Origin of the sequence: Streptomyces sp. NPDC048182, from assembly GCF_043202555.1 — a bacterium.
In the GTDB taxonomy this organism is placed as follows: Bacteria; Actinomycetota; Actinomycetes; order Streptomycetales; family Streptomycetaceae; genus Streptomyces.
In genome coordinates this window covers 168538-190784 of sequence record NZ_JBIDAQ010000001.1, presented here as the reverse complement: position 1 = coordinate 190784, position 22247 = coordinate 168538, and the positions used below count along the sequence as shown (strand labels likewise).

The following is a 22247-nucleotide window of genomic DNA, read 5'->3' as shown; positions in this document are numbered from 1 at the left end:
GCATCGTAAGGACCCGCGCTGGAAAGGGGGCCTATGCGTCGCCGCCCGCCGCGCCCGGGTCGGCCGCCGTCACGTCGAGCAGCCGGTAGTGGTCCACGGCCTGCTTCAGCACCGACCGGTCCACCTTGCCCTCGCGGGCCAGCTCGGTCAGCACCCCGACCACCACCGACTCGGCGTCGATGTGGAAGAAGCGCCGCGCCGCGCCCCGCGTGTCCGCGAAGCCGAAGCCGTCCGCGCCGAGCGACTGGTAGGTGCCCGGCACCCAGCGCGCGATCTGGTCCGGCACCGAGCGCATCCAGTCGGACACCGCCACGAACGGCCCCTGCGCCCCGGCCAGCTTCCGGGTCACGTACGGCACCCGCTGCTCCTCCTCGGGGTGCAGCAGGTTGTGCTCCTCACAGGCCACGGCGTCGCGCCGCAGCTCGTTCCAGGACGTCGCCGACCAGACGTCGGCCCGCACGTCCCACTCCTCGGCGAGGATCCGCTGGGCCTCCAGGGCCCACGGCACGGCCACCCCGGACGCCATGATCTGCGCCGGGATCGAGCCCGCCGAGGCGGGGCTCAGCCGGTGGATGCCCTTGAGGATGCCCTCGACGTCCACGCCCTCCGGCTCGGCCGGGTGCCGGATCGGCTCGTTGTAGACGGTGAGGTAGTAGAAGACGTCCTCGCCGTGCGGGTGCTCCTCGTCGGAGCCGTACATCCGGCGCAGGCCGTCCTGCACGATGTGCGCGATCTCGAAGCCGTACGCCGGGTCGTACGCCACGCACGCCGGGTTGGTCGAGGCCAGCAGCTGCGAGTGGCCGTCGGCGTGCTGGAGGCCCTCGCCGGTCAGGGTCGTGCGCCCGGCGGTCGCGCCGAGGACGAAACCGCGCGAGAGCTGGTCGGCCATCTGCCAGAACTGGTCGCCGGTGCGCTGGAAACCGAACATCGAGTAGAAGACGTAGACCGGGATCAGCGGCTCGCCGTGCGTCGCGTACGCCGAGCCGGCCGCGATCAGCGACGCGGTGCAGCCCGCCTCGGAGATGCCGTCGTGCAGCATCTGCCCGTTCGGGGCCTCCTTGTAGGCGAGCAGCAGCTCACGGTCGACCGACTCGTACTGCTGGCCGAGCGGGTTGTAGATCTTCGCACTCGGGAAGAACGAGTCCATGCCGAACGTGCGGTACTCGTCCGGCGCGATCAGCACGAACCGCCTGCCCAGCTCCTTGTCCCGCATGAGGTCCTTGAGGAGCCGCACGAAGGCCATGGTCGTCGCGATGGACTGCTGACCCGAGCCCTTCTTCACGGTCGCGTACGTCTTGTCCTCGGGCAGCGCCAGCGGCTTCGAGCGCACCACCCGGGTCGGCACGTACCCGCCGAGCTGCTGCCGGCGGTCGTGCATGTACTGGATCTCCTCGGTGTCCCGCCCGGGGTGGTAGTACGGCGGGGCGCCGGACTCCAGCTCCTTGTCGGAGATCGGCAGGTGCAGCCGGTCGCGGAAGCCCTTGAGGTCGTCGACGGTGAGCTTCTTCATCTGGTGCGTGGCGTTGCGGCCCTCGAAGTTCGGGCCCAGCGTCCAGCCCTTGACCGTCTTGGCCAGGATGACCGTCGGCTGGCCCTTGTGCTCCAGGGCCGCCTTGTAGGCCGCGTAGATCTTCTTGTGGTCGTGGCCGCCGCGCCCCAGGTGCAGGATCTGGTCGTCGGTCATGTTCTCGACCATGGCGCGCAGCCGGTGGTCGTCGCCGAAGAAGTGGTCGCGGATGTAGCTGCCGGGCTCGGTGGCGTAGGTCTGGAACTGGCCGTCCGGGGTGGTGTTCATCCGGTTGACCAGCACACCGTCCCGGTCCTGCGCGAGCAGCGGGTCCCAGGTGCGGTCCCAGACCAGCTTGATCACGTTCCAGCCGGCGCCGCGGAAGACCGACTCCAGTTCCTGGATGATCTTCCCGTTGCCGCGCACCGGGCCGTCCAGGCGCTGGAGGTTGCAGTTGACCACGAAGGTCAGGTTGTCCAGGCCCTCGCGGGCGGCGATGGACAGCTGGCCCAGCGACTCCGGCTCGTCCATCTCGCCGTCGCCGAGGAAGGCCCACACGTGCGACTTCGAGGTGTCGGCGATCTCCCGCGCGTGCATGTAGCGGTTCATCCGCGCCTGGTAGATCGCGCCGATCGGGCCGAGGCCCATGGAGACCGTCGGGAACTCCCAGAAGTCCGGCATCGAGCGGGGGTGCGGGTACGAGGACAGCGCGTGCGGCGCCGCGGACTTCTCCTGCCGGAAGCCGTCCAGGTGCTCCTCGCCGAGCCGGTCGAGCAGGAACGCGCGGGCGTAGATGCCCGGCGAGGCGTGCCCCTGGAAGAAGACCTGGTCGCCGCCGTCGCCCTCGTCCTTGCCGCGGAAGAAGTGGTTGAAGCCCACGTCGTACAGCGACGCCGAGGAGGCGAAGGTCGCGATGTGGCCGCCGACCCCGATGCCGGGGCGCTGCGCGCGCGAGACCATCACCGCCGCGTTCCAGCGGGTGGCGTTGAGGATGCGGCGCTCGATCTCCTCGTTGCCCGGGAAGAACGGCTCGCTGCGGGTCGGGATGGTGTTCACGTAGTCCGTGCTGCGCATCTCGGGCACGGCCACGCGCTGCTCGCGGGCCCGCTCGATCAGCCGCAGCATCAGGTAGCGGGCCCGCTCCCGGCCGCGCTCGTCCACGGCGGCGTCGAGCGAGTCGAGCCACTCCTGGGTCTCCTCCGGGTCGAAGTCAGGTACCTGACTCGGAAGGCCGCCAATGATGATCGGATTGCGATCGGATGCGGAAGCCACGCTGTTCCTTCGCTGTCGGAGGGCATCTTCGCCGTCCCCATGGTGTACCGCACGGCAGCGGACGTCATCCGTACCCCGGGGTAACCGATTGCCCGGGCGGATCGGGGGCAGGTCTATTCGAGTCTCGTACCCTCGCAGGGTTCCCAAATACGCAAACGGGGCAGATAGGTGTGGTGTACGTCACCTTCCGGTCCGACGGCGCGGTTGGGGTTGCGGGGACACGGCCCGGATCGTCACCGTTTCGGCGGTCCCGGACGCCGGGTACTTGCGCGATCCGTCCCGCACGTGTGGACTACGGCCAACGCTTCGCGCACGCGCGAGGCCGAGACAATCTCTGCAACATGATCAGGAGGCAACCCGTGAGCGCGACCGCGGACCACGCGGAGGAGCGGACGAACCCTGCCGCCAGGCTGGGGTTCCAGCCCGGGCAGGTGGTCCTGGAGATCGGCTACGACGACGACGTCGACGAGGAGCTCCGCGAGGCCATCGAGGGCGCCGTCGAGGGCGACCTGGTGGACGAGGACTACGAGGACGTGGCCGACGCCGCGGTGCTCTGGTTCCGTGACGACGACGGCGACCTGACGGATGCGCTGGTGGATGCCATCACGTACATCGAGGAGGGCGGGTCCGTCCTGCTCCTCACGCCGAAGACCGGCCGTGACGGGTACGTCGAGGCCAGCGACATCTCGGAGGCCGCGACGACCGCCGGCCTCACGGCGGCCAAGAGCGTCAGCGTCGGCCCCGACTGGAGCGGCAGCCGGCTGGTGACGCCGAAGGCCGCCAAGTCCAAGCGGTAGCGCCCGCGCTCCGCACCTCCGGGTGGACCGGCGCCCGCCGGTCCACCCGTGACGCGTGAAGATCCCTTTGTAGGGTGGATCGAAGCGAACCACCCCCCGAAGGGATGAACACGACATGGCCATCCAGGTCGGCGACAAGGCCCCCGACTTCGAGCTGAAGGACAACCACGGCGCGACCGTGAGGCTGTCCGAGTTCCGCGGCCGCAAGAACGTGGTGCTGATCTTCTACCCGTTCGCCTTCACCGGCGTGTGCACCGGCGAGCTGTGCGAGGTGCGCGACAACCTGCCGCAGTTCGCCGACCGCGACACCCAGGTGCTCGCCGTCTCCAACGACTCCATCCACACCCTGCGCGTCTTCGCCGAGCAGGAGGGCCTGGAGTACCCGCTGCTCAGCGACTTCTGGCCGCACGGCAACGTCAGCCGCGCCTACGGCGTCTTCGACGAGGACAAGGGCTGCGCGGTGCGCGGCACCTTCGTCATCGACCGGGAGGGCGTCGTGCGCTGGACCGTCGTGAACGGCCTGCCCGACGCCCGGGACCTGTCCGCGTACGTGAAGGCGCTCGACACCCTGTGATCCCCGGGCCCCTGGGCCTGCGCGTCACGGGAACCCGTCACTAGGATCGAACCGTTGATCCTGCACCACCGCATGACATCCGACGCACGTGGGGGCCACGCCCCCCGGACATCAATGGAGGACTCGTGGGAGTCAGCCTCAGCAAGGGCGGCAACGTTTCGCTGACCAAGGAGGCCCCCGGCCTGACCGCGGTCATCGTCGGTCTGGGGTGGGACGTCCGCACCACGACCGGCACCGACTTCGACCTGGACGCCAGCGCCCTGCTCCTGGACAGCTCGGGCAAGGTCGCGAACGACCAGCACTTCATCTTCTTCAACAACCTGAAGAGCCCCGACGGCTCCGTCGAGCACACCGGCGACAACATCACCGGTGAGGGCGAGGGCGACGACGAGCAGATCAAGATCAACCTCGCCGGCGTCCCCGCCGAGGTCGACAAGATCGTCTTCCCGGTCTCGATCTACGACGCCGAGAACCGCCAGCAGTCCTTCGGCCAGGTCCGCAACGCCTTCATCCGCGTGGTGAACCAGGCCGGCGAGGCCGAGATCGCCCGGTACGACCTGAGCGAGGACGCCTCCACGGAGACCGCCATGGTCTTCGGCGAGCTGTACCGCAACGGCGCCGAGTGGAAGTTCCGCGCCATCGGCCAGGGCTACGCCTCGGGCCTGCGCGGCATCGCCCAGGACTTCGGCGTGAACGTCTGACCGGTCCCGGACCGAGGACACCCCGGGGGCGGGGAGTCACCCGCCCCCACCGTCCGGCGCCGCACGGTTTACGTGCGGCGCCGGACGTGCAGGAAACCAGAACCATCACCCGGGGAGGGACATTCACCATGGGCGTCACGCTTGCCAAGGGCGGCAACGTCTCCCTGTCCAAGACCGCACCGAACCTCACGCAGGTCCTGGTCGGGCTCGGCTGGGACGCGCGCTCCACCACCGGAGCACCCTTCGACCTCGACGCCAGCGCGCTGGTGTGCAGCGGGGGCCGGGTGCTCGGCGACGAGTGGTTCGTCTTCTACAACCAGCTCACGAGCCCCGACGGCTCCATCGAGCACACCGGCGACAACCTCACCGGCGAGGGCGAGGGCGACGACGAGTCGCTCCTGGTCGACCTCCCCAAGGTGCCGGCGCACTGCGACAAGATCGTCTTCCCGGTCTCCATCCACGACGCCGACGCCCGCGGCCAGACCTTCGGCCAGGTCAGCAACGCCTTCATCCGGGTGGTCAACCAGGCCGACGGCCAGGAGCTGGCTCGCTACGACCTGAGCGAGGACGCCTCCACCGAGACCGCGATGATCTTCGGCGAGCTCTACCGCTACCAGGGCGAGTGGAAGTTCCGGGCGGTGGGACAGGGGTACGCGTCCGGGCTGCGCGGGATCGCTCTAGACTTCGGAGTCAACGTTTCGTAAAGCCGGGTACGGCGCGGGGGAGCCCCGTTCACACGATTGGGTAGCCAGTGCTTCTGAAAACCTTCGGCTGGTCGTTCGCGGTCACCGCGCTCGGCCTGGTCGCGGCGGTCCTCTACGGGGGATGGACCGCCTTCGGCATCGTCGCGATCCTCTCGATCCTGGAGATCTCGCTCTCCTTCGACAACGCGGTGGTCAACGCCGGGATCCTGAAGAAGATGAACGCCTTCTGGCAGAAGATCTTCCTCACCGTCGGCGTCCTCATCGCCGTCTTCGGCATGCGGCTGGTCTTCCCCGTCGTGATCGTGGCGGTCACCGCCAAGCTCAACCCGGTCGAGGCGGTGAACCTCGCGCTCACCGACAAGGACCAGTACCAGCAGCTGGTCACCGACGCGCACCCGGCGATCGCGGCCTTCGGCGGCATGTTCCTGCTGATGATCTTCCTCGACTTCATCTTCGAGGACCGGGACATCAAGTGGCTCCAGTGGCTGGAGCGCCCGCTGGCCAAGCTGGGCAAGGTCGACATGCTGTCGGTCTGCATCGCCCTGATCGTGCTGATCGTCTCCGCGCTCACCTTCGCCGCCCACGCCCACCAGCACGGGGGCGCACACGTCGACAAGACCGAGACGGTGCTCCTGGCGGGCATCGCCGGCCTGATCACGTACATGATCGTCGGCGGCCTCTCCGGCTACTTCGAGGACAAACTCGAAGAGGAGGAGGAACGGGAGCACGAGGAGGAAGAGGAGGCCGAGCGCACCGGCAAGCCCCGCTCGGCGGTCAAGCTGGCCGGCCAGGCCGCGTTCTTCATGTTCCTCTACCTGGAGGTCCTGGACGCCTCGTTCTCCTTCGACGGCGTGATCGGCGCCTTCGCCATCACCAACGACATCGTGCTGATGGCGCTGGGTCTGGGCATCGGCGCGATGTACGTCCGGTCGCTCACCGTCTACCTGGTCCGCCAGGGCACCCTGGACGACTACGTGTACCTGGAGCACGGGGCGCACTACGCCATCGGCGCGCTCGCCGTGATCCTCCTGGTCACCATCCAGTACGAGATCAACGAGGTCATCACCGGCCTGGTCGGCGTCATCCTCATCGCCGCCTCCTTCTGGTCCTCCGTGCGCCGCAACCGCGCCCTGGAGGCCCAGGGCGGGGCCGGCGACAGTGAGCAGGCGGAGGTCTCCTCCGGCGTGTGAGGACCCCTCTGAGGAGGAACGCTCTCAGCGGGGCGGCCGGCGAGGACGACTCCTCGGGGCCGCCCCGTCGGCGGTGACGGCAGTGGCACGGACATGGGGTGGGGCATGGGGATCCTGGACGGACTGTGGCGGGGCCGCACGGCCGACCACTTCGACTCGGGCAGCGCGGCGACCAACTCCATCGAGCTGACCAAGCGGCACAGCCAGGTCTCCCTGACCCGGCAGGGCGCGGCCACCGGCCACCTGCGCGTCAACCTGACCTGGCGGATGCGGACCTCCGACATCCTCGGTGCCCAGCGCGAGAGCCTGCTGCGCCACCCCTTCAAGGCGCTGCGGCCCCCGGAGGTCGTCGGGCACAGCCAGTCCATGGTCAACGTCGACCTCGACCTGGGCTGCCTCTACGAGCTGGCGGACGGTACCCGGGGCGTCGTCCAGCCGCTCGGCGGCCTGCTCGGCGACGTCAACGCCCCGCCGTACGTCAAGCTCAGCGGCGACGACCGGTTCGGCTCGGCGTCCGGTGAGACGATCTACGTCAACCTCGACCACCGCGACGCCATCAAACGGCTGCTGCTCTTCGCGTACATCTACGACCAGACGCCCGCCTTCGACCGTACGCACGCCGTCGTCACGCTCTACCCGAGCAACGGCCCGCGCATCGAGATCGGCCTCGACGAGCGCCACCCGCAGGCCCGCTCCTGCGCCGTGGTGATGATCGAGAACGTCAAGGGCGAGATCATGGTGCGCCGCGAGGTGAAGTTCGTCTACGGCTTCCAGGGCGAGCTGGACCGGCTGTACGGCTGGGGCCTGCAATGGGGGCGCGGCTACAAGACCAAGGTCGAGCGCTGAGCCGCTGGTCGCTACCGGCCCACGAACTGCGGGCCCTGCGGCGGCAGCCGGAAGTCCGGGTCGGGTCCCGCGGCGGGCTGCGGATAGCCGTAGGCCGGCTGGGCGGGCGGCGGCTGCTGCGGGTAGCCGTAGGCCGGCTGGGCCGGCGGGGGCTGCTGCGGATAGCCGTAGGTGGGCTGCACGGGCACGGTCATGGCCTGCGCCGAGGCCCCCGGGGGCTGCTCGGGCGGCAGCGGCCGGGACGGCTCGGGCACCGCTCCGGCGGGCGCCGGGTCCTCGGCCGCCTCCGCCTCGTCCACCGAGATGCCGAAGTCGGTCGCCAGGCCCTTCAGCCCGTTCGCGTACCCCTCGCCCAGCGCCCGGAACTTCCAGCCGTCCCCGCGCCGGTACAGCTCGCCGCAGATCAGCGCCGTCTCCTGGCCGGTCTCCGGCCGCACGTCGAAGTGCGCGAGCGGCTCCGCGTCGCCGGCCGCCGCGTCGTACACCGCGATCCTGAGGTCCCGGACCCGGTCGAAGGCCACCCCGTCCGCCGAGGCGACAAGCAGCACGCGGCGCACCTGCGCCTCGACGCCCGCGAGGTCTGTCTGGATCGTGTCGGTCAGCGCCTCGCCGACCCGCTTCTTGCCCAGCCGCCACACCTGGCCGGACGGGTGCCGCGGCTGGTTGTAGAAGACGAAGTCCTCGTCCGAGCGCACACGGTCGTCGGGCCCGAGCAGCAGCGCCGAGGCGTCCACGTCCGGCACCCCCTGCCCCGGCGTCCAGCGCAGCACGGCGCGTACCGTGGTGGCGCGCAGCGGGACGTTCGACCCCTTCAGCATCGCGTGCGTCATGCCGGTCATCCTGCCCTCTCGGTCCTGGTCACGACAACGCGGGTCGGGGTACTCGGTCCTCGCCCGACATGGCGGGGTTACCTGGAATTCACGGTCGGCGGGAACCTCCGACATGGACACCTACGTACTATTACCGGCCACCTTCGGCGCCACACCGGTCGCCCAGACACCACGGGGGAGTACTCATGCGTCACTTCGGGCACCTCGCTCCCGAAGCGCGGGACCGCCTCTTCCACCGGGCGCCGCGCGACTTCACCACCGCCTCCTCGCCCCGCGTGCTGGCCACCGCCCTCGGCGCCACCCTCTACAGCCCCGCCACCCGCCCCCGCCTCGCCGACGACGTGCTGAAGCAGGCGGCGCGCGGCGTGGTGTCGATGGTGCTGTGCCTGGAGGACTCCATCGACGACGCCGACGTGGCGGCCGGCGAGGAGAACCTGGTCCGCCAGCTCACCGACCTCGACGCCCGGGCCGGCGCGGACGTCCCGCTGCTCTTCGTCCGGGTCCGCACCCCCGGCCAGATCCCCGACCTGGTCCGCCGCCTCGGCCCCGCCGTGCGCACGCTGTCCGGATTCGTGCTGCCCAAGTTCACCGAGGAACGCGGGGTGCCCTTCCTGGAGGCCCTGGACGCCGCCGAGGGCGCCTGCGGCCGGCGGCTGTTCGCGATGCCCGTCCTGGAGTCCCCGGACCTGCTGTACCGCGAGTCCCGCGTGCAGACCCTGGAGGGCATCTTCCGCGCCGTCGACAAGTACCGCGACCGGGTCCTCGCCCTGCGCCTGGGCGTCACCGACTTCTGCTCCTCCTACGGCCTGCGCCGCGGCCCCGACATCACCGCCTACGACGTCCAGGTCGTCGCCTCCGTCATCGCCGACGTGGTGAACATGCTGGGCCGCGCCGACGGCACCGGCTTCACCGTGACCGGCCCGGTGTGGGAGTACTTCCACGTCCAGGAGCGCATGTTCAAGCCGCAGCTGCGCCAGAGCCCCTTCGCCGAGGTCCAGGCCGCCGACCTGCGCCGCAAGCTGATCGAGCACGCGATGGACGGCCTGCTGCGGGAGATCTCCCTGGACCAGGCCAACGGCCTGCTCGGCAAGACCTGCATCCACCCCTCGCACGTCCTGCCGGTGCACGCGCTGTCCGTGGTCAGCCACGAGGAGTACAGCGACGCGCAGGACATCCTGCGCCCCGAGCGCGAAGGCGGGGGCGTCCTGAGATCGGCGTACACGAACAAGATGAACGAGGTGAAGCCGCACCGGGCCTGGGCCGAGCGCACCCTGCTGCGCGCGGAGGTCTTCGGGGTGGCCCATGAGGACGTCGGCTTCGTCGACCTGCTCACCGCCGGGCTGGCCGGCTGACACCGATGCACAAGAGCACGAACCACGGGAGGCACCCGCACATGGCCGAAGGGCAGCAGCACGCCGAGGGGCGCGCCGGGATCTGGTCCGGCACCTGGGTCGCGGAGCGGCTCGGCGTCGGCCTGGCCGGGGACGAGTCCCTGCCGGGCCTCCTCGGGCTCGCCCTGCGCCGCAACCCCAAGCGGGCCCACCTGCTGGTCTCCAACGTGCTCGGCAAGCACGTCCCGCAGTCCCCGTCCGTCGTGCACGGCCACGGCACGGCGCTGGGCCGCCGGGTCCGCGAGCTGCTCGGCGACGAGGCGGCGGCCGGTGCCGTCGTCCTCGGCTACGCGGAGACCGCCACCGGCCTCGGCCACTCGGTCGCCGACGGCCTCGGCGGAGGCACCGGTATCGGCGGAGGCACCGGCATCAGCGGGGTCACGTACCTGCACTCCACCCGCCGTCCCGTCCCCGGCGTCGCGCAGGCCGGCGGCTTCGAGGAGTCCCACTCGCACGCCACCTCCCACCTGCTGCTCCCGGAGGACCCCGCGCTGCTCGCCGGCGACGGGCCGCTGGTCCTGGTGGACGACGAGTTCTCCACCGGCAACACCGTCCTGAACACGATCCGCGCCCTGCACGCCCGCTACCCGCGCGAGCGGTACGTGGTCGTCGCCCTGGTCGACATGCGCTCGCCCGCCGACGCCGGCCGCCTGGACGCCTTCGCGCGCGAGATCGGCGCCCGCGTGGACCTGGTGACGGCCGCCTCGGGCACGGTGCGGCTGCCCGACGGGGTGCTGGAGAAGGGGCAGGAGCTGGTCGCCCGGCACGAGACACCCGCCCCCGCCGAGCCGGGGCCCGGCACGGGCGAGGTCACCCGCGTCGCCCTGGACTGGCCGGCCGGCCTCCCCGACGGCGGCCGGCACGGCTTCACCGCCGCCCACCGCGCCCGCCTGGAGGCCGCCCTGCCCGCCCTGGCCGGGCAGCTCACCGCCGCGCTGCCGGCCGGCGCCCGCCGCGTCCTGGTCCTCGGCAACGAGGAGCTGATGTACGCCCCGCTGCGGCTGGCCACGGCGCTGGAGTCCTCCGAGGGCCCGGCCGAGGTGCGCTACTCCACCACCACCCGCTCACCCGTCCTCGCCGTCGACGACCCCGGCTACGCGATACGCACCCGCCTGGTCTTCCCGGCCCACGACGACCCGGCCGACGGACCCGGCGAGCGGTACGCCTACAACGTGGCCGGCGCCGGCTTCGACACCGTCGTCGCCGTGGTCGACTCGGCCGCCGACACCCCCGCGCTGCACGCGCCCGACGGGCTCCTCGCCCGGCTCGCGGCGCAGGTGCCGCACGTGGTCCTCGCCGTCGTCCCCTCGTACGTACCACCCGCCGCCGTCTCGCGCCCCACCGAAAGGCCCCCCATGCTGCCCGAGCCGCTGCGCGGCCCCGCCTTCGGCTCCTACCCGCCCGACGAGGTCGGCTGGCTGCTCCAGGACCTCTCGGACGTCACCCTGGAGGCGCCGACCGAGGAGCGCGAGGAGGCCATCCAGAGCGGCGGCGCGCACTACGCCGAGTCGCTGCCGGTGGAGTACCAGCCCAGCGAGCGCTACCAGGAGCTGTTCCGCACGGCCCTCGCGGAGTCCGCCGACCGGCTGGCCCGGGCCGTCGGGGCGGTCACGGAGGTCGTCCTCGCCGAGCGCTCGCCCCGCCCGGTCCTCGTCTCCCTCGCCCGCGCCGGCACCCCCGTCGGCATCCTGATGCGCCGCTGGGCCGCCCACCGCCACGGCCTGGACCTGCCGCACTACGCCGTCTCCATCGTCCGGGGCCGCGGCATCGACGCCAACGCGCTGCGCTGGCTGGCCGCGCACCACGACCCGGCCGACGTCGTCTTCGTGGACGGCTGGACCGGCAAGGGCGCCATCACCCGCGAACTGGCCGCCGCGCTGGCCGAGTTCGAGGCCAGCGACGGCGTCAGCGGCTTCGACCCGGAGATCGCCGTCCTCGCCGACCCGGGCTCCTGCGTGCGCACCTACGGCACCCGCGACGACTTCCTGATCCCCTCCGCCTGCCTCAACTCCACCGTCTCCGGCCTGGTCTCGCGCACCGTGCTCCGCGCCGACCTGGTCGGCCCGGACGACTTCCACGGCGCGAAGTTCTACCGCGACCTCGCCGGCGCCGACCTCTCCGGCGTCTTCCTGGACGCCGTCTCCGCCCGCTTCCCCGAGGTCGCCGACGCCGTCGACACCCAGGCCAAGGAACTGCTGGCCGGCGACCGCGCCCCCACCTGGGAGGGCTGGGCCGCCGTCGAGCGGATCAGCGAGGAGTACGGCATCCACGACGTCAACCTGGTCAAGCCCGGCGTCGGCGAGACCACCCGGGTCCTGCTCCGCCGGGTCCCCTGGAAGATCCTGGCCCGCACCGGCGCCGGACCCGACCTGGACCACGTCCGCCTCCTCGCAGAGCAGCGCGGGGTGCCCGTCGAGGAGGTCGACGGGCTGCCGTACACCTGCGTCGGCCTCATCCACCCCGCCTACACCCGCGGCGCGACCGGCGCCGACGGCCGGGCGGTGTCGCTCTGATGCCCGTGCCCGTGCTCGTCGCCAGCGACCTCGACCGCACCCTCATCTACTCCGCCGCCGCCCTCGCCCTGACCATGCCCGACCTGCGCGCCCCCCGGCTGCTGTGCGTCGAGGTCTACGAGGGCAAGCCGCTCTCCTACGTCACCGAGACGGCCGCCGGCCTGCTCACCGACCTCGGCGACGCGGCCCTCTTCGTGCCGACGACGACCCGCACCCGCAAGCAGTACCAGCGGATCAACCTGCCCGGGCCGCCCCCGAAGTACGCGATCTGCGCCAACGGCGGCCACCTCCTCGTGGACGGCGTCTCCGACCCCGACTGGCAGGCCCGGGTGACCGCCCGGCTGGCCGGCGAGTGCGCCCCGCTGGCCGAGGTGCAGGCCCACCTCGCCGCCACCGCCGACCCGCTGTGGCTGCGCAAGCACCGCGTCGCCGAGGACCTGTTCACCTACCTCGTGGTGGAGCGCCCGCTGCTGCCCGAGGAGTGGGTGAAGGAGCTGGCCGCTTGGGCGGAGAACCGCGGCTGGACGGTCTCCCTGCAGGGCCGCAAGATCTACGCCGTCCCCAAGCCGCTCACCAAGAGCGCCGCCCTGCACGAGGTCGCCCGCCGCACCGGCGCCGACCTCACCCTCGCCGCCGGCGACTCCCTCCTCGACGCCGACCTGCTGCTCGCCGCCGACCGGGGCTGGCGCCCGGGCCACGGGGAGCTGGCGGAGGCGGAGTTCTCGGCGCCGTCGGTCACCGCCGTGGCCGAGCGCGGCGTGCTGGCGGGGGAGCGGATCCTGCGGGAGTTCCTGAAGGCGGCGCGGCAGGGTCGCTGACCGGGCCTCTTGGCTTCCGGGTCCTTTTGACGGCGAAGACCAGCAGTGCGGCGGCGGCGAGGCCGAGGACCACCTTGGAGTACGTGGAGACGACGCCGGCGACCGCCGTCCAGTTGTCGCCGAGGAAGTAGCCGGCCAGCACGAAGGCGGTGTTCCACAGGGCGCTGCCCAGCGCGGTCAGACCCAGGAACACCGGCAGCGGCATCCGCTCGACGCCGGCCGGCACGGAGACGAGGCTGCGGAAGACGGGGATCATCCGCCCGAAGAACACCGCCTTCGTGCCGTGCCGCCGGAACCACGCCTCGGTGCGCTCCACGTCGGACGCCTTCACCAGCGGCAGCCGGCCGGCCAGGGCGAGGGCGCGGTCCCGGCCGAGCAGCGCGCCGACGCCGTAGAGCGCGAGGGCGCCGGCCACCGATCCGGCCGTGGTCCACAGCAGTACGGCGGCCAGGTCCATGTCCCCGGCGCCGGCCGCGAAGCCGGCCAGCGGGAGGATCACCTCGCTGGGGATCGGCGGGAACAGGTTCTCCAGCGCGATGGCGAGGCCCGCGCCGGGGGCGCCCAGCGCCTCCATCAGGTCGGTGATCCACTGCGGGGCTGCTGTCATGCGGCCACGGTAGGGAGCCCTTCCTGAAGGGACCCTGAGGTCGGCTGCGTATCCGGGTCAGCCGCAGCAGCCCCCGCCGCAGCAGCCGCCGCCACCGCCGCTCGGCGCCGGGCCCGGGGCGCCGGCCGAGGAGCCGCCCACGGCGACGGTCGACAGCAGCTTCACGGTGTCGTCGTGCCCGGCGGGGCAGGCGGCGGGCGCGGCGGACTCCGCCATCGGACGGCTCAGTTCGAAGGTGTCGCCGCAGCTGCGGCAGCGGTACTCGTAGCGAGGCATGGGCTCAGGGTAGCCGGGGGCCCCGGGTGACCGGGAGGTCAGTGCCCGGCGCCGCGCTCCTCGCGGATGCGGCCGACCACCCCGGCCACCGCCTGCCGCACACCCTCCGTCTCGGTGAGGAAGTGCCAGTAGTCCGGGTGCCGGCCCTCCAGCGTGGTGACCGCCCGGTCCAGACGGGCAACGGCCTCGTCCAGCGGGCCGGCGTGCGCCGGGTCGGGGGTGTTGCGCCCGGCCATGGCGAGGCGCTGGGCGTCGCGGATGGCGAACCGGGTCCGCTCGATCTCCTGCTGCGGATCCTTCTGCACCGCGTTCAGCCGGCGCAGCCGGTCGCCGGCGGCCGAGACCGCCTCGTCCGTGCCGCCCAGCAGCGCCCGCACCGTGGACAGCAGGGAGGTGGCGTCCGGCCAGCGCTGCTCGTCGCGGGCGGTCTGCGCCTCGGTGAGCTTGCGCTGGGCCTGCCGCACGGTCTCGGCGGCCTGCTCGGGCACGTGCTGGAGGTCCTGCCAGCAGGCGGCCGTGAACCGCCGCCGCAGCTCGCTGAGGACCGGCTCGACCTGGGCGGTGCGGGTGGTCAGCGCCTCGGCGCGGGTGCGCAGGGAGACCAGCCGGTGGCCGATCTCGGCGGCGCGCTCGGGCAGCCGCTCCGCCTCCGCGCGGACCGCCCCGGCCTCCCGGGCGACCCGCTCGGCGCGCTCCAGGGTCTCCGGCACGCCGTGCTGCCCGGCGCCCTGGTTGAGGCGGGTCAGCTCCGGGCCGAGGGCGGCGAGGCGGGCGGCGAGGTCGTCGGCCCGCAGCCCGGCGCCGCGCGCGGCGTCGAGGGCCTCGGAGGCGGCGAGGAGGGTCTGCCGGGCGCGTTCGACGGCGGGGGCGAGCCGGGCGAGCTGCGTCTCGGCCTTGCCGAGCAGCGGCCCGAGCCCCTCCCCGAACCGGTCCAGCTCCTCCTTGACCTTCTCCAGCTCCTCCTTGGCGGCGGCCAGTTCGCCCCGGGCCCGGGCGGCGGCCGACGCCTCCAGGTCGTCCCGCTCCAGGTCATGGGCGTCGACGGCGCCGATGTACTGCTGGCTCACCTCGTCGATGCGGCGGCCGAGCGCCGCGAAACCGTCGACCGCGCGGCGGGCGTCGGGGGAGGAGTCGACGGCGGCGATGGTCTCGATGGAGATCCGCAGGTCCCGCTGGGCGGTGTCCAGTTCGTAGAAGGCGGCCGCGGCGGCGTCCTTCGCGGCCTGCGCCTCCGCCCGCTGGCTCTCGGCCCGCCCGCCGAACCAGCGCCGGGTGCCGCCGCCGGCGAACGCGGCGGGCAGCGCGAGGGCGGCGAGCAGCGGCAGGGTGAGGAGGGTGAGTGTGTCCCGGACGCCTCCCGGGGGCCGTCGGCGCCCCGGACGCGGCGCGCGCGGCACCATCGGCGAGTACGGCTGCGATGGTGTCGCCGTCACATCCCTCTCCCGTGTCGTCCGGCCTGCCCGGGTTCATTGTCCCACCCGTACAGGACGAACACACGGGCCCGTCAGTTCGCCGTTCGGACGGTGATTCCGCCGTCCTTCGTCTCCACGTCGACCACATGGGCGCTGGTGTCGTCGCGCGGCACGGACACGTCGACGCCGCCGTCCTCGCTCTTCGTGGACACCTTGTACGTGGCCCGGGGCACCGTGACGGTCACCGAGCCGTCGTCGCTGCCGGCCTCGACCCGGTCGGGCACGGTGCCGAGCCCGAGCCGCACCGAGCCGTCGGCGGTGTGCGCGCTGACCCGCCGGGAGTCGACGTCGGCGTGCACCGAGCCGTCGTCGGAGCGCAGGTCGAGCGGCCCGGAGGAGTCGCTGACGTGGACCGAGCCGTCCTCGGTGCGGATGGACAGCGCGTCGCGGAAGCCGCGCGCGCTCACGCTGCCGTCGTCCTCCCGCACCGTCACGGCGGTGCCGCGCGGCACCTCGATGCGGTGCTTGGCGGAGCAGTCGGCGATGAGGCCGTTGCAGTGCACCCGCAGCTTCAGCCGGTCGCCGTCCATCGTCCAGCTCACCTTCGGGTCCCCGCCGAGGGTGACGCGCCCGTGGAACCACCGGGTGACCTCGATCCGCCCCGGCTTGCCGCCGTCCACGGAGACGATCTCCAGCGCCGAGTCGTCGGAGTCGACGGTGAGGTTCGCGCCGGGCAGGGTGAAGGCCCGGTGGTCGGGTTCCTTGTCGTCCTCGGCGTCGGCACAGGCGCCGAGCGCGGTGACGAGGAGGGCGGTTACGGCGGCGGCGCCGAGGACGCGGGCGGTGCGGGTGCGGGTGCGGGCGGTCATGGCGGTTCTCCCCCTGGGACGGACGGCACCGGGAGGCCGTCGCTACCCCTCGACCGTACGGAGCCGGACCCTCCCGGGGGATCCGGCCGCCTCCCGGATCGGAGGTGGGGTTAACCCCAGGGCGGCATGTAGTCTGTCCACTCGTTCTCGGGTGCGTAGCTCAGGGGTAGAGCGCCTGCCTTACAAGCAGGATGTCGGCGGTTCGAAACCGTCCGCGCCCACCGGAGAGAGCTGTTGGTCAGGGGCCTTCCGCGTGGTGCGGGGGGCCTCTCCGGCGTCTCAGCGGTGCGCGTGCGCGAGGTGGGCGCGCAGGCGTACGTTGCGGCACCCCCAGCTTCGTCCACCCGGACTGTCAGCTCGGGCGGACCAAGGGCTCGGCTACACCAGGCCGATCCGCTCCGCCGGCTGCTCCGCCTGCCGGGCGTGCATCGCCCGAGCCCGCCGGATCACTGTGAGCACCAGCTGCCGTGCGAGCGGAGTCCGGGCCAGATCCTCCGGTGCGATCGTCTCCAGACTGAGGAGGGACAGCAACGTCGCCGCGTCGTCCCGGCGCTGGCTGTGGCAGGACGCCACCTCCAGCCCGAAGGTGAACGCCCGCTCCACCGACGGCAGGGCGCCGGTGTCGATGGCATCCGCGGTGTGCAGCGCCTCGCCGGTCTCACCGGCCTCCATGTCGACGGACACGGCGTGCAGCGCGACGTCGGTCGGGCCGAACACGGTCCACCCGATGTTGCTGCCGTCCGGCACCGCGCGGGCAGCGGGCGCCGCGTGCCGGCGCAGCCGCTCGCGCGCTTCGAACCAGCGGCGGCGGCGGGCGGACGCCATCACGGCGACGAGCTGGAGCGCGCCGCTCATCGCCGCACGTTCGGTCTCCGGAAGTGGGGTCGCGCCGACCTGCTCGGCTGCGAGCAGCGCCGGCTCCTCCGCCTCGGCCGGTTGCCCTGCGGCGAGGAGGACGTGGCCGAGGTTCCACCGTGCGGCCGTGATGCGTAGCGGGTCGTCGGCGTCCTCGGCCGCGCGCATGGCTCGGTCGGCGGTGAGGGTGGCGAGGTCGACGCGGCCGATGCGCCGGAGATAGGAGCGCAGCAGGCAGTACAGGTCGGCAGCCGTGCACAGCACGGCCCGGCGCTCGGCGGGGTCGGTGCCGGTACGGGCTGCGCGCGCGGCATGCTCCATGTCCGCTACCAAGGCGGGCAGGGTCTCGGCGGCCGAGGTGAAGCGGGCCGGATTGGACTGCCAGTCCTGCCATGCGCTCTCGACCCTGCCGCGGAGGACGCCGGCGGGGACCGGCGCGCTGCCGCGGGCCGGACCGTAGCCGAGGAGGGCCCGGCCCACCGCGGTCTCCGGCAGTGCCGCAGCATCCTCATCGGTGGGCGCCCGCTCGGAGAGCAACGCCGCGATCGGCACCCCCAGCTCCTGCGCCAAGGCGTACAGGATCGGTAGCGACGGCACCTTCAGGCCGCGCTCGATCTGCGAGAGGTAGTCCGGGCTGATGCCCACCAGGCCGGCGACGGCGTCCTGCCGACGTCCGCCGCGGTAGTGCCTGATCCGGTCCCCGACGGGGAGGTCCGCTGCCACCATGTGCCCGCTCCTCGCTGTCTGTTCCGAGCGTAGGGTGCCGGATGCGTGGGGACCCTGCGGTTCTGGAGAGAGGAGGCGCCGGTGCTGGAACTGGTGCTCTGGGACATCGACCACACGCTGATGGCCACGGGCGGACTCGGGCGGGAGCTGTGGGGCCAGGCGTTCGAGGAGGTGACCGGGGTGGCGCTGCGGGAGCAGGCGCCGGTCACCGGGTCGACCGAGCGTGTGATCTTGCGGGAGACGGCGCGCCTGCACGATGTGCCCTACGACGACGAGCTGTTCGCGGCCTTCGCTGAGGCGCTGAGCGCGGTGCACGTCCGCCGGGCGGCCGAACTGCGCGAGCGCGGGCACGCTCTCCCGGGTGCGGCCACGCTGCTCGCCGAGCTGGCTGCGCGGGGTGTGCGGCAGTCGGTGGTGACGGGCAACGTGCGCGGCGCGGCGGAGGTGAAGCTCCAGACCTTCGGCCTGGACAGCTGCCTCGAACTCGGCGAGGGCGCCTACGGGGAAGACGGCGAGGACCGGCCGGGCCTGATCCGGACCGCGCTCGCCCGAGCGTTCGTCGCCCCGGGCAGTGCGGTGTTCCTCGGCGACACCCCGGCCGACATGGACGGAGGCCGGCAGGCCGAGGTGCGGGTGGTCGGTGTGGCCACGGGCAGGACGTCGGCCGACGCCCTGCGGGAGGCCGGCGCCGACGAGGTGCTGGAGGACCTCTCGGACACCGACCGGGCTCTCGCCGCCATCGGGGCATGACGAAGCGGCACCTTCCGCGCTCGGGTTCCAGCGAGCCTCGCGCGTGCGGGCGCCGGTGATCTCCCTAGGATGGGCCCGTGACCGCGTCCGAGCAGCAGCGCCCCCGACCGCCCGTGTGGTGGTGGCGGGCCGTGTGTGTGCTCGGGCTGCTGGCGGGGCTGCTCGGCATGCACGGGCTGGCGCCGGGCGGGGGCCTCCCGTCGGCGCACTCGGCGCACTCCGTCACCCGGCACGACACCCACGCGCTCTCCCTCTCCCCGGCCGCCCCGACGCACGCCGGGTGCGAAGGCGGGCACTGCGGGCACCTCGGGCACGCCGACGCCACCTGCGCGTCCGGCGCGGTGGGCGACGGGCCCGCGCTGCCCGCGCCGGTCGCCGACCCGGTGCCGGTGGTGCCGGCGCCGGGCGTCGCGCGGGCGCACCCGGCGGACGCGCCGGACGGGGCGCGAGCGCCGCCCACCCTGGCCGAACTCCAACTCCTGCGGATATAGGCACGCCGTCGCTCAGGCGTGCCCGTATCACCCCCTACCCAGCAGGAGTTCCACAACTATGCAGCACATCCGCACCCTGACCCGCCGTACCGCCCTCGCGGCGGCCACGGCCACCGCCGCCCTCGTCCTCGCCGCCTGCGGAGGCGACGGCGGACACGACGGGGCGCACGGCACCCCGTCCGCCTCGCCCGCGAGCCCCGAGGCCGGCGCCCAGGCGCACAACGCCCAGGACGTCGCCTTCGCGCAGGGCATGGTCCCGCACCACCGCCAGGCGCTGGAGATGGCCGGGATGGCTTCCGGCCGGGCCGCATCGGCGAAGGTGAAGGACCTCGCCGCGCGCATCGAGAAGGCGCAGGACCCGGAGATCACGACCATGACCGGCTGGCTGACGGCCTGGGGGGAGAAGGTGCCGGGGACAGCCCACTCCGAGCACTCCGACGGCATGTCCGGCATGACCGGCATGATGGACGACCAGGACATGACCGACCTGGAGAAGGCGTCCGGCGCCGAGTTCGACCGGATGTTCCTGTCCCTGATGGTCGAACACCACGAGGGCGCCGTCGAGATGGCGACGACGGAGCAGTCCGCCGGCCGCTACGGCCCCGCCAACAAGCTGGCCGGCGAGGTCGTCACCGCCCAGCAGGGCGAGATCGCCGAGATGAAGGCCCTCCTCGGCAAGGGCTGAGGCGCCTGATTCCTAGGCCGCCGGCCCCGACCGCTTGAGCCCCGCGCGGGCGTCCACCCGGTCGGGGCCGGTGACCTCCGCCCAGTACCGGTGCGTGCTGACGAACACCGCCAGTTCGCGCTCCCGCTGCCGCAGCTTCTCCACCTTGGCCTGCTCGTCCGCCGACCAGCCGGGCGACGCGGGCCGCTCGACCTTCCGCCAGCCGCCCTCGTCACTGAACCCGTCCAGCGGTTCCACCGACCACGGCAGCCGCTTGAGCAGGGCCGACAGCTCGGCCCTGACCTGATGCAGCTCCTCCTGACCGGCGAGGAGGTCATCGGGGAAGTCATAGGTCGTAGCCACAGGCTAATAGTACGCCTGTTCGATTTTGAGGCGCACGCTCCACGCGTGACTGATGGGCGCGTCTTCCGTTCGAGCACCGGCAGCGGGAGTGACGCGGTGTGCGATGCCGACCCCCCCCGCGCGGTGAGGAGGGGCGATGCGGTGCAGGTGGGGGGTCGTCGTCGTCCTGATGGCGACCGCGCTGCTGGTGTACCTCGTGATGCCGAACGACGTGGGTGTGCCCACGAAGACTTCTCCCGCTCCCGGGCACAGCTCCGGCCATCGGCGTTCCCTGACGTCCTGATCACCCCACGCGCGAAGGTCGATCATGAAGATCCCGGCCCAGCACACCCATGCCCGAAACGACAGCGCCTGCGTCCGGCCGCGGCCACCGGCCCCCAGGGGGCGCAGTCATGAACCTCGGCATCATCGGCCAGGCGGCAGCCCTGTTCGCCGTCACCAACATCGACGACATCCTCGTCCTGGCGCTCTTCTTCGCCCAGGGCGCCGGCCATCCCGTACCTCGGCCTGCTGCCGCTGGCCCTGGGCGTCAAGGCCGCCGTCCAGGCATGGCGGCACCGTCATGATCCCGAAGAGGAGAAGGAGGCGCCGTGGAGGTCGCCGCGGTCACCTTCGCCAACGGCAGCGACAACATCGGTGTCTACGTGCCCGTCTTCGCCACCGCCGGCATCGGCGGCATGAGCCTGTACGCGGTCGTCTTCCTGGTCCTGCTCGCCCGGTGGGGGCACATCCTGCTGCCGGTCGTCCTGATCGGCATCGGCCTGCTCATCCTCATCGAGGGCGGCGCCTTCGGCCTGTAGCCCGCCTCTTGCCGGGACAGGCGGGCAGGATCGTGCCCGGGTCACATGTCGGAGCCGCCACTCGACCGGCGTCCCCCCGCGCGCGGCCCGTGCCAGTCCAGGCACAGCACCGTGGCGTCGTCCTCGAGATGGCCGCCGCAGGCGTCTCCGACCGCGGCGGTCAGGGCGCGGACGACCTCGCGGGGGTGTTCGGCCGCGGTGTCGCGGACGACGGCCGGCAGGTCGACGGCCGCCGCCTCGCGTTCCTGCATGCCGTCGGTGTAGAGCACGAGGCGGTCGCCGGGGCGCAGGTCGAGGTCCTGGACACGGTACGGGTGGGCGGGGACCCCGAACGGAAGGTCCACCTCCAGCTTGACCTTGCTCACGGCACCGTCGCGCAGCAGCAGCGGCCAGGGGTGGCCGGCGTTCACGAGCTGGGCGCTGCCGCCGTCCAGGGCCAGCCGCAGCAGCTGGCCGGTGGCGAAGGTGCGGCGGCCGTGGTCGAGCATCGCCTGGTGGGTGCGCAGGGCCTGGTCCGCGAGGGACTCCCCGGCGCGGCGGGCCCCGCGTGACGCGTTGACCAGCAGGGTCGCCATCAGGGCGGCGTCGACGTCGTGGCCCATGGCGTCGGTGACCGACACGTGCAGGGTGTCCGGGTCGAGCGCGTAGTCGTAGGTGTCCCCGGCGATGTCGGCCGCGGGCACCAGGGCCGCCGCGAAGGCGAACTCGGCCGCCTCGCAGCTGGGCGCCGAGGGCAGCAGCTGGCGCTGGATCTCGGCCGCCAGGCTCACCGGGGTGGTGCGCTGGCCCCAGTGGTAGAGGTCGGTGAAGCGGCGGTCGGTGACGAGGATGTACGCCAGCGCGTGGGCGGCCTCCTCGACCTGCTCCAGGACGTCGTCGGTGACGTCGGTCAGGAACAGCTCGAGGACGCCGATCGTGTCCCCGCGGTTGGTGACCGGCGCCAGCATCCGATGTCCGATCCCCGCGTCGGCCTCCCGCACCAGCCGCTGACGGCGCAGGACCTTCTCGTAGACGCTGCCGGTCAGCGGCACCCGGTCGTCCTGGCCGCTCTGCTGTGTCTCCTGCTCCTCGGTGACGCGCACCATCTGCCGGCCGACGATGTCGATGAACAGGAACGACACGTACCGCGCCCCGAACCGGTGGCGCAGGTTGTGCGCCACGACGTCGAGCGAGGCCACCGGCGCGGCGTTCTCGGCCGCGGCCAGGACCTCGGCCAGTCCGATCCGGTCTTCCGCCACGTCTGCCTCCTTGCGGTGCGGCACGGTCACCGGTTCCCCTTCCCCCTGCCGCC

23 protein-coding genes and 1 tRNA gene are annotated in these 22247 nt (G+C 72.6%); 15 read left to right on the top strand and 9 right to left on the bottom strand.

What is annotated here, in order from left to right; translation table 11 throughout:
* Window positions 1–31 precede the first annotated feature (31 nt).
* Window positions 32–2779 (bottom strand): pyruvate dehydrogenase (acetyl-transferring), homodimeric type, encoded by a 2748-nt coding sequence (gene aceE, locus ACGFZL_RS00960; protein ID WP_355166562.1) that lies wholly within the window; start codon window positions 2777–2779, stop codon window positions 32–34.
* A gap of 359 nt (window positions 2780–3138) precedes the next feature.
* Between aceE and ACGFZL_RS00955 the strand changes: the two genes are divergently transcribed.
* The 6 genes from ACGFZL_RS00955 to ACGFZL_RS00930 all read left to right on the top strand — a co-directional run bounded on the left by ACGFZL_RS00955 (window position 3139) and on the right by ACGFZL_RS00930 (window position 7591).
* A complete protein-coding gene (locus ACGFZL_RS00955) occupies window positions 3139–3576 on the top strand; it encodes a DUF3052 domain-containing protein (RefSeq protein WP_355166564.1) in 438 nt (145 codons plus the stop codon).
* Window positions 3577–3691: 115 nt separating this feature from the next.
* A complete protein-coding gene (locus ACGFZL_RS00950) occupies window positions 3692–4150 on the top strand; it encodes a peroxiredoxin (RefSeq protein WP_355166566.1) in 459 nt (152 codons plus the stop codon).
* 125 nt (window positions 4151–4275) lie between these two features.
* Window positions 4276–4851, top strand: a complete 576-nt coding sequence (locus tag ACGFZL_RS00945) for a calcium homeostasis/redox stress adaptation protein (protein ID WP_355166568.1) — start codon at window positions 4276–4278, stop codon at window positions 4849–4851.
* A gap of 128 nt (window positions 4852–4979) precedes the next feature.
* Window positions 4980–5555, top strand: a complete 576-nt coding sequence (locus tag ACGFZL_RS00940) for a TerD family protein (protein WP_393687984.1) — start codon at window positions 4980–4982, stop codon at window positions 5553–5555.
* Window positions 5556–5602: 47 nt separating this feature from the next.
* Window positions 5603–6745, top strand: coding sequence for a DUF475 domain-containing protein (locus tag ACGFZL_RS00935; RefSeq protein ID WP_355166572.1), 1143 nt, complete (start codon window positions 5603–5605; stop codon window positions 6743–6745).
* 105 nt (window positions 6746–6850) lie between these two features.
* Window positions 6851–7591 carry a Tellurium resistance gene (locus ACGFZL_RS00930; RefSeq protein WP_355166574.1) on the top strand — a complete coding sequence of 247 codons (741 nt, stop codon included), beginning with the start codon at window positions 6851–6853 and terminating at the stop codon, window positions 7589–7591.
* 11 nt (window positions 7592–7602) lie between these two features.
* Here the strand turns inward: ACGFZL_RS00930 and ACGFZL_RS00925 are convergent, their stop codons facing one another.
* Window positions 7603–8421: a TerD family protein gene (locus ACGFZL_RS00925; protein WP_393687981.1), complete on the bottom strand. Its 819-nt coding sequence runs from the start codon at window positions 8419–8421 to the stop codon at window positions 7603–7605.
* Window positions 8422–8606: 185 nt separating this feature from the next.
* Between ACGFZL_RS00925 and ACGFZL_RS00920 the strand changes: the two genes are divergently transcribed.
* The 3 genes from ACGFZL_RS00920 to ACGFZL_RS00910 are packed head-to-tail and all read left to right on the top strand — an operon-like array spanning window position 8607 to window position 13143.
* Entirely contained in the window at window positions 8607–9773 is a 1167-nt protein-coding gene (locus ACGFZL_RS00920) for an HpcH/HpaI aldolase/citrate lyase family protein (protein WP_393687979.1), read from the top strand.
* 41 nt (window positions 9774–9814) lie between these two features.
* Entirely contained in the window at window positions 9815–12325 is a 2511-nt protein-coding gene (locus ACGFZL_RS00915) for a phosphoribosyltransferase (RefSeq protein WP_393687977.1), read from the top strand.
* A 5-nt stretch (window positions 12326–12330) separates the two neighbouring features.
* Complete coding sequence (locus ACGFZL_RS00910) at window positions 12331–13143, top strand: HAD family hydrolase (RefSeq protein ID WP_393688646.1); 813 nt, start codon at window positions 12331–12333, stop codon at window positions 13141–13143.
* Here the strand turns inward: ACGFZL_RS00910 and ACGFZL_RS00905 are convergent.
* The 4 genes from ACGFZL_RS00905 to ACGFZL_RS00890 form a co-directional block, all read right to left on the bottom strand.
* Complete coding sequence (locus ACGFZL_RS00905; protein WP_393687975.1) at window positions 13061–13750, bottom strand: DedA family protein; 690 nt, start codon at window positions 13748–13750, stop codon at window positions 13061–13063. The genes ACGFZL_RS00910 and ACGFZL_RS00905 overlap by 83 nt on opposite strands.
* A 57-nt stretch (window positions 13751–13807) precedes the next feature.
* On the bottom strand, window positions 13808–14026 hold the full coding sequence (locus tag ACGFZL_RS00900) for a zinc ribbon domain-containing protein (RefSeq protein ID WP_393687973.1): 219 nt from the start codon (window positions 14024–14026) through the stop codon (window positions 13808–13810).
* A gap of 38 nt (window positions 14027–14064) precedes the next feature.
* Window positions 14065–15459, bottom strand: a complete 1395-nt coding sequence (locus tag ACGFZL_RS00895; RefSeq protein ID WP_393687971.1) for a hypothetical protein — start codon at window positions 15457–15459, stop codon at window positions 14065–14067.
* Window positions 15460–15530: 71 nt separating this feature from the next.
* Entirely contained in the window at window positions 15531–16307 is a 777-nt protein-coding gene (locus ACGFZL_RS00890) for a DUF4097 family beta strand repeat-containing protein (RefSeq protein ID WP_393687969.1), read from the bottom strand.
* 149 nt (window positions 16308–16456) lie between these two features.
* Between ACGFZL_RS00890 and ACGFZL_RS00885 the strand changes: the two genes are divergently transcribed.
* Window positions 16457–16528: transfer RNA gene (locus ACGFZL_RS00885), tRNA-Val, on the top strand.
* A 157-nt stretch (window positions 16529–16685) separates the two neighbouring features.
* Here the strand turns inward: ACGFZL_RS00885 and ACGFZL_RS00880 are convergent.
* Window positions 16686–17888 (bottom strand): helix-turn-helix domain-containing protein, encoded by a 1203-nt coding sequence (locus ACGFZL_RS00880; RefSeq protein WP_393687967.1) that lies wholly within the window; start codon window positions 17886–17888, stop codon window positions 16686–16688.
* Between the two features lie 81 nt (window positions 17889–17969).
* Between ACGFZL_RS00880 and ACGFZL_RS00875 the strand changes: the two genes are divergently transcribed.
* The 3 genes from ACGFZL_RS00875 (at window position 17970) to ACGFZL_RS00865 (ending at window position 19814) form a co-directional block, all read left to right on the top strand.
* Window positions 17970–18638, top strand: a complete 669-nt coding sequence (locus ACGFZL_RS00875; RefSeq protein ID WP_393688644.1) for an HAD family hydrolase — start codon at window positions 17970–17972, stop codon at window positions 18636–18638.
* A 77-nt stretch (window positions 18639–18715) separates the two neighbouring features.
* Window positions 18716–19129 (top strand): DUF6153 family protein, encoded by a 414-nt coding sequence (locus ACGFZL_RS00870; protein WP_393687965.1) that lies wholly within the window; start codon window positions 18716–18718, stop codon window positions 19127–19129.
* Between the two features lie 58 nt (window positions 19130–19187).
* Window positions 19188–19814, top strand: coding sequence for a DUF305 domain-containing protein (locus tag ACGFZL_RS00865; protein ID WP_393687963.1), 627 nt, complete (start codon window positions 19188–19190; stop codon window positions 19812–19814).
* A 12-nt stretch (window positions 19815–19826) separates the two neighbouring features.
* On the opposite strand, the gene ACGFZL_RS00860 is transcribed toward ACGFZL_RS00865, so the two are convergent.
* A complete protein-coding gene (locus ACGFZL_RS00860) occupies window positions 19827–20156 on the bottom strand; it encodes a hypothetical protein (protein WP_393687961.1) in 330 nt (109 codons plus the stop codon).
* A 392-nt stretch (window positions 20157–20548) separates the two neighbouring features.
* Here ACGFZL_RS00860 and ACGFZL_RS00855 point away from each other — a divergent pair, with 392 nt between their 5' ends.
* Both ACGFZL_RS00855 and ACGFZL_RS00850 read left to right on the top strand, forming a co-directional pair.
* Window positions 20549–20722 (top strand): hypothetical protein, encoded by a 174-nt coding sequence (locus ACGFZL_RS00855; RefSeq protein WP_393687959.1) that lies wholly within the window; start codon window positions 20549–20551, stop codon window positions 20720–20722.
* A gap of 24 nt (window positions 20723–20746) precedes the next feature.
* Window positions 20747–20956, top strand: coding sequence for a hypothetical protein (locus ACGFZL_RS00850; RefSeq protein WP_393687957.1), 210 nt, complete (start codon window positions 20747–20749; stop codon window positions 20954–20956).
* A 41-nt stretch (window positions 20957–20997) separates the two neighbouring features.
* On the opposite strand, the gene ACGFZL_RS00845 is transcribed toward ACGFZL_RS00850, so the two are convergent.
* The gene (locus ACGFZL_RS00845) at window positions 20998–22194 is read right to left on the bottom strand and encodes a PP2C family protein-serine/threonine phosphatase (RefSeq protein ID WP_393687955.1); all 1197 of its coding nucleotides are present in this window, start codon (window positions 22192–22194) and stop codon (window positions 20998–21000) included.
* Window positions 22195–22247: the final 53 nt, after the last annotated feature.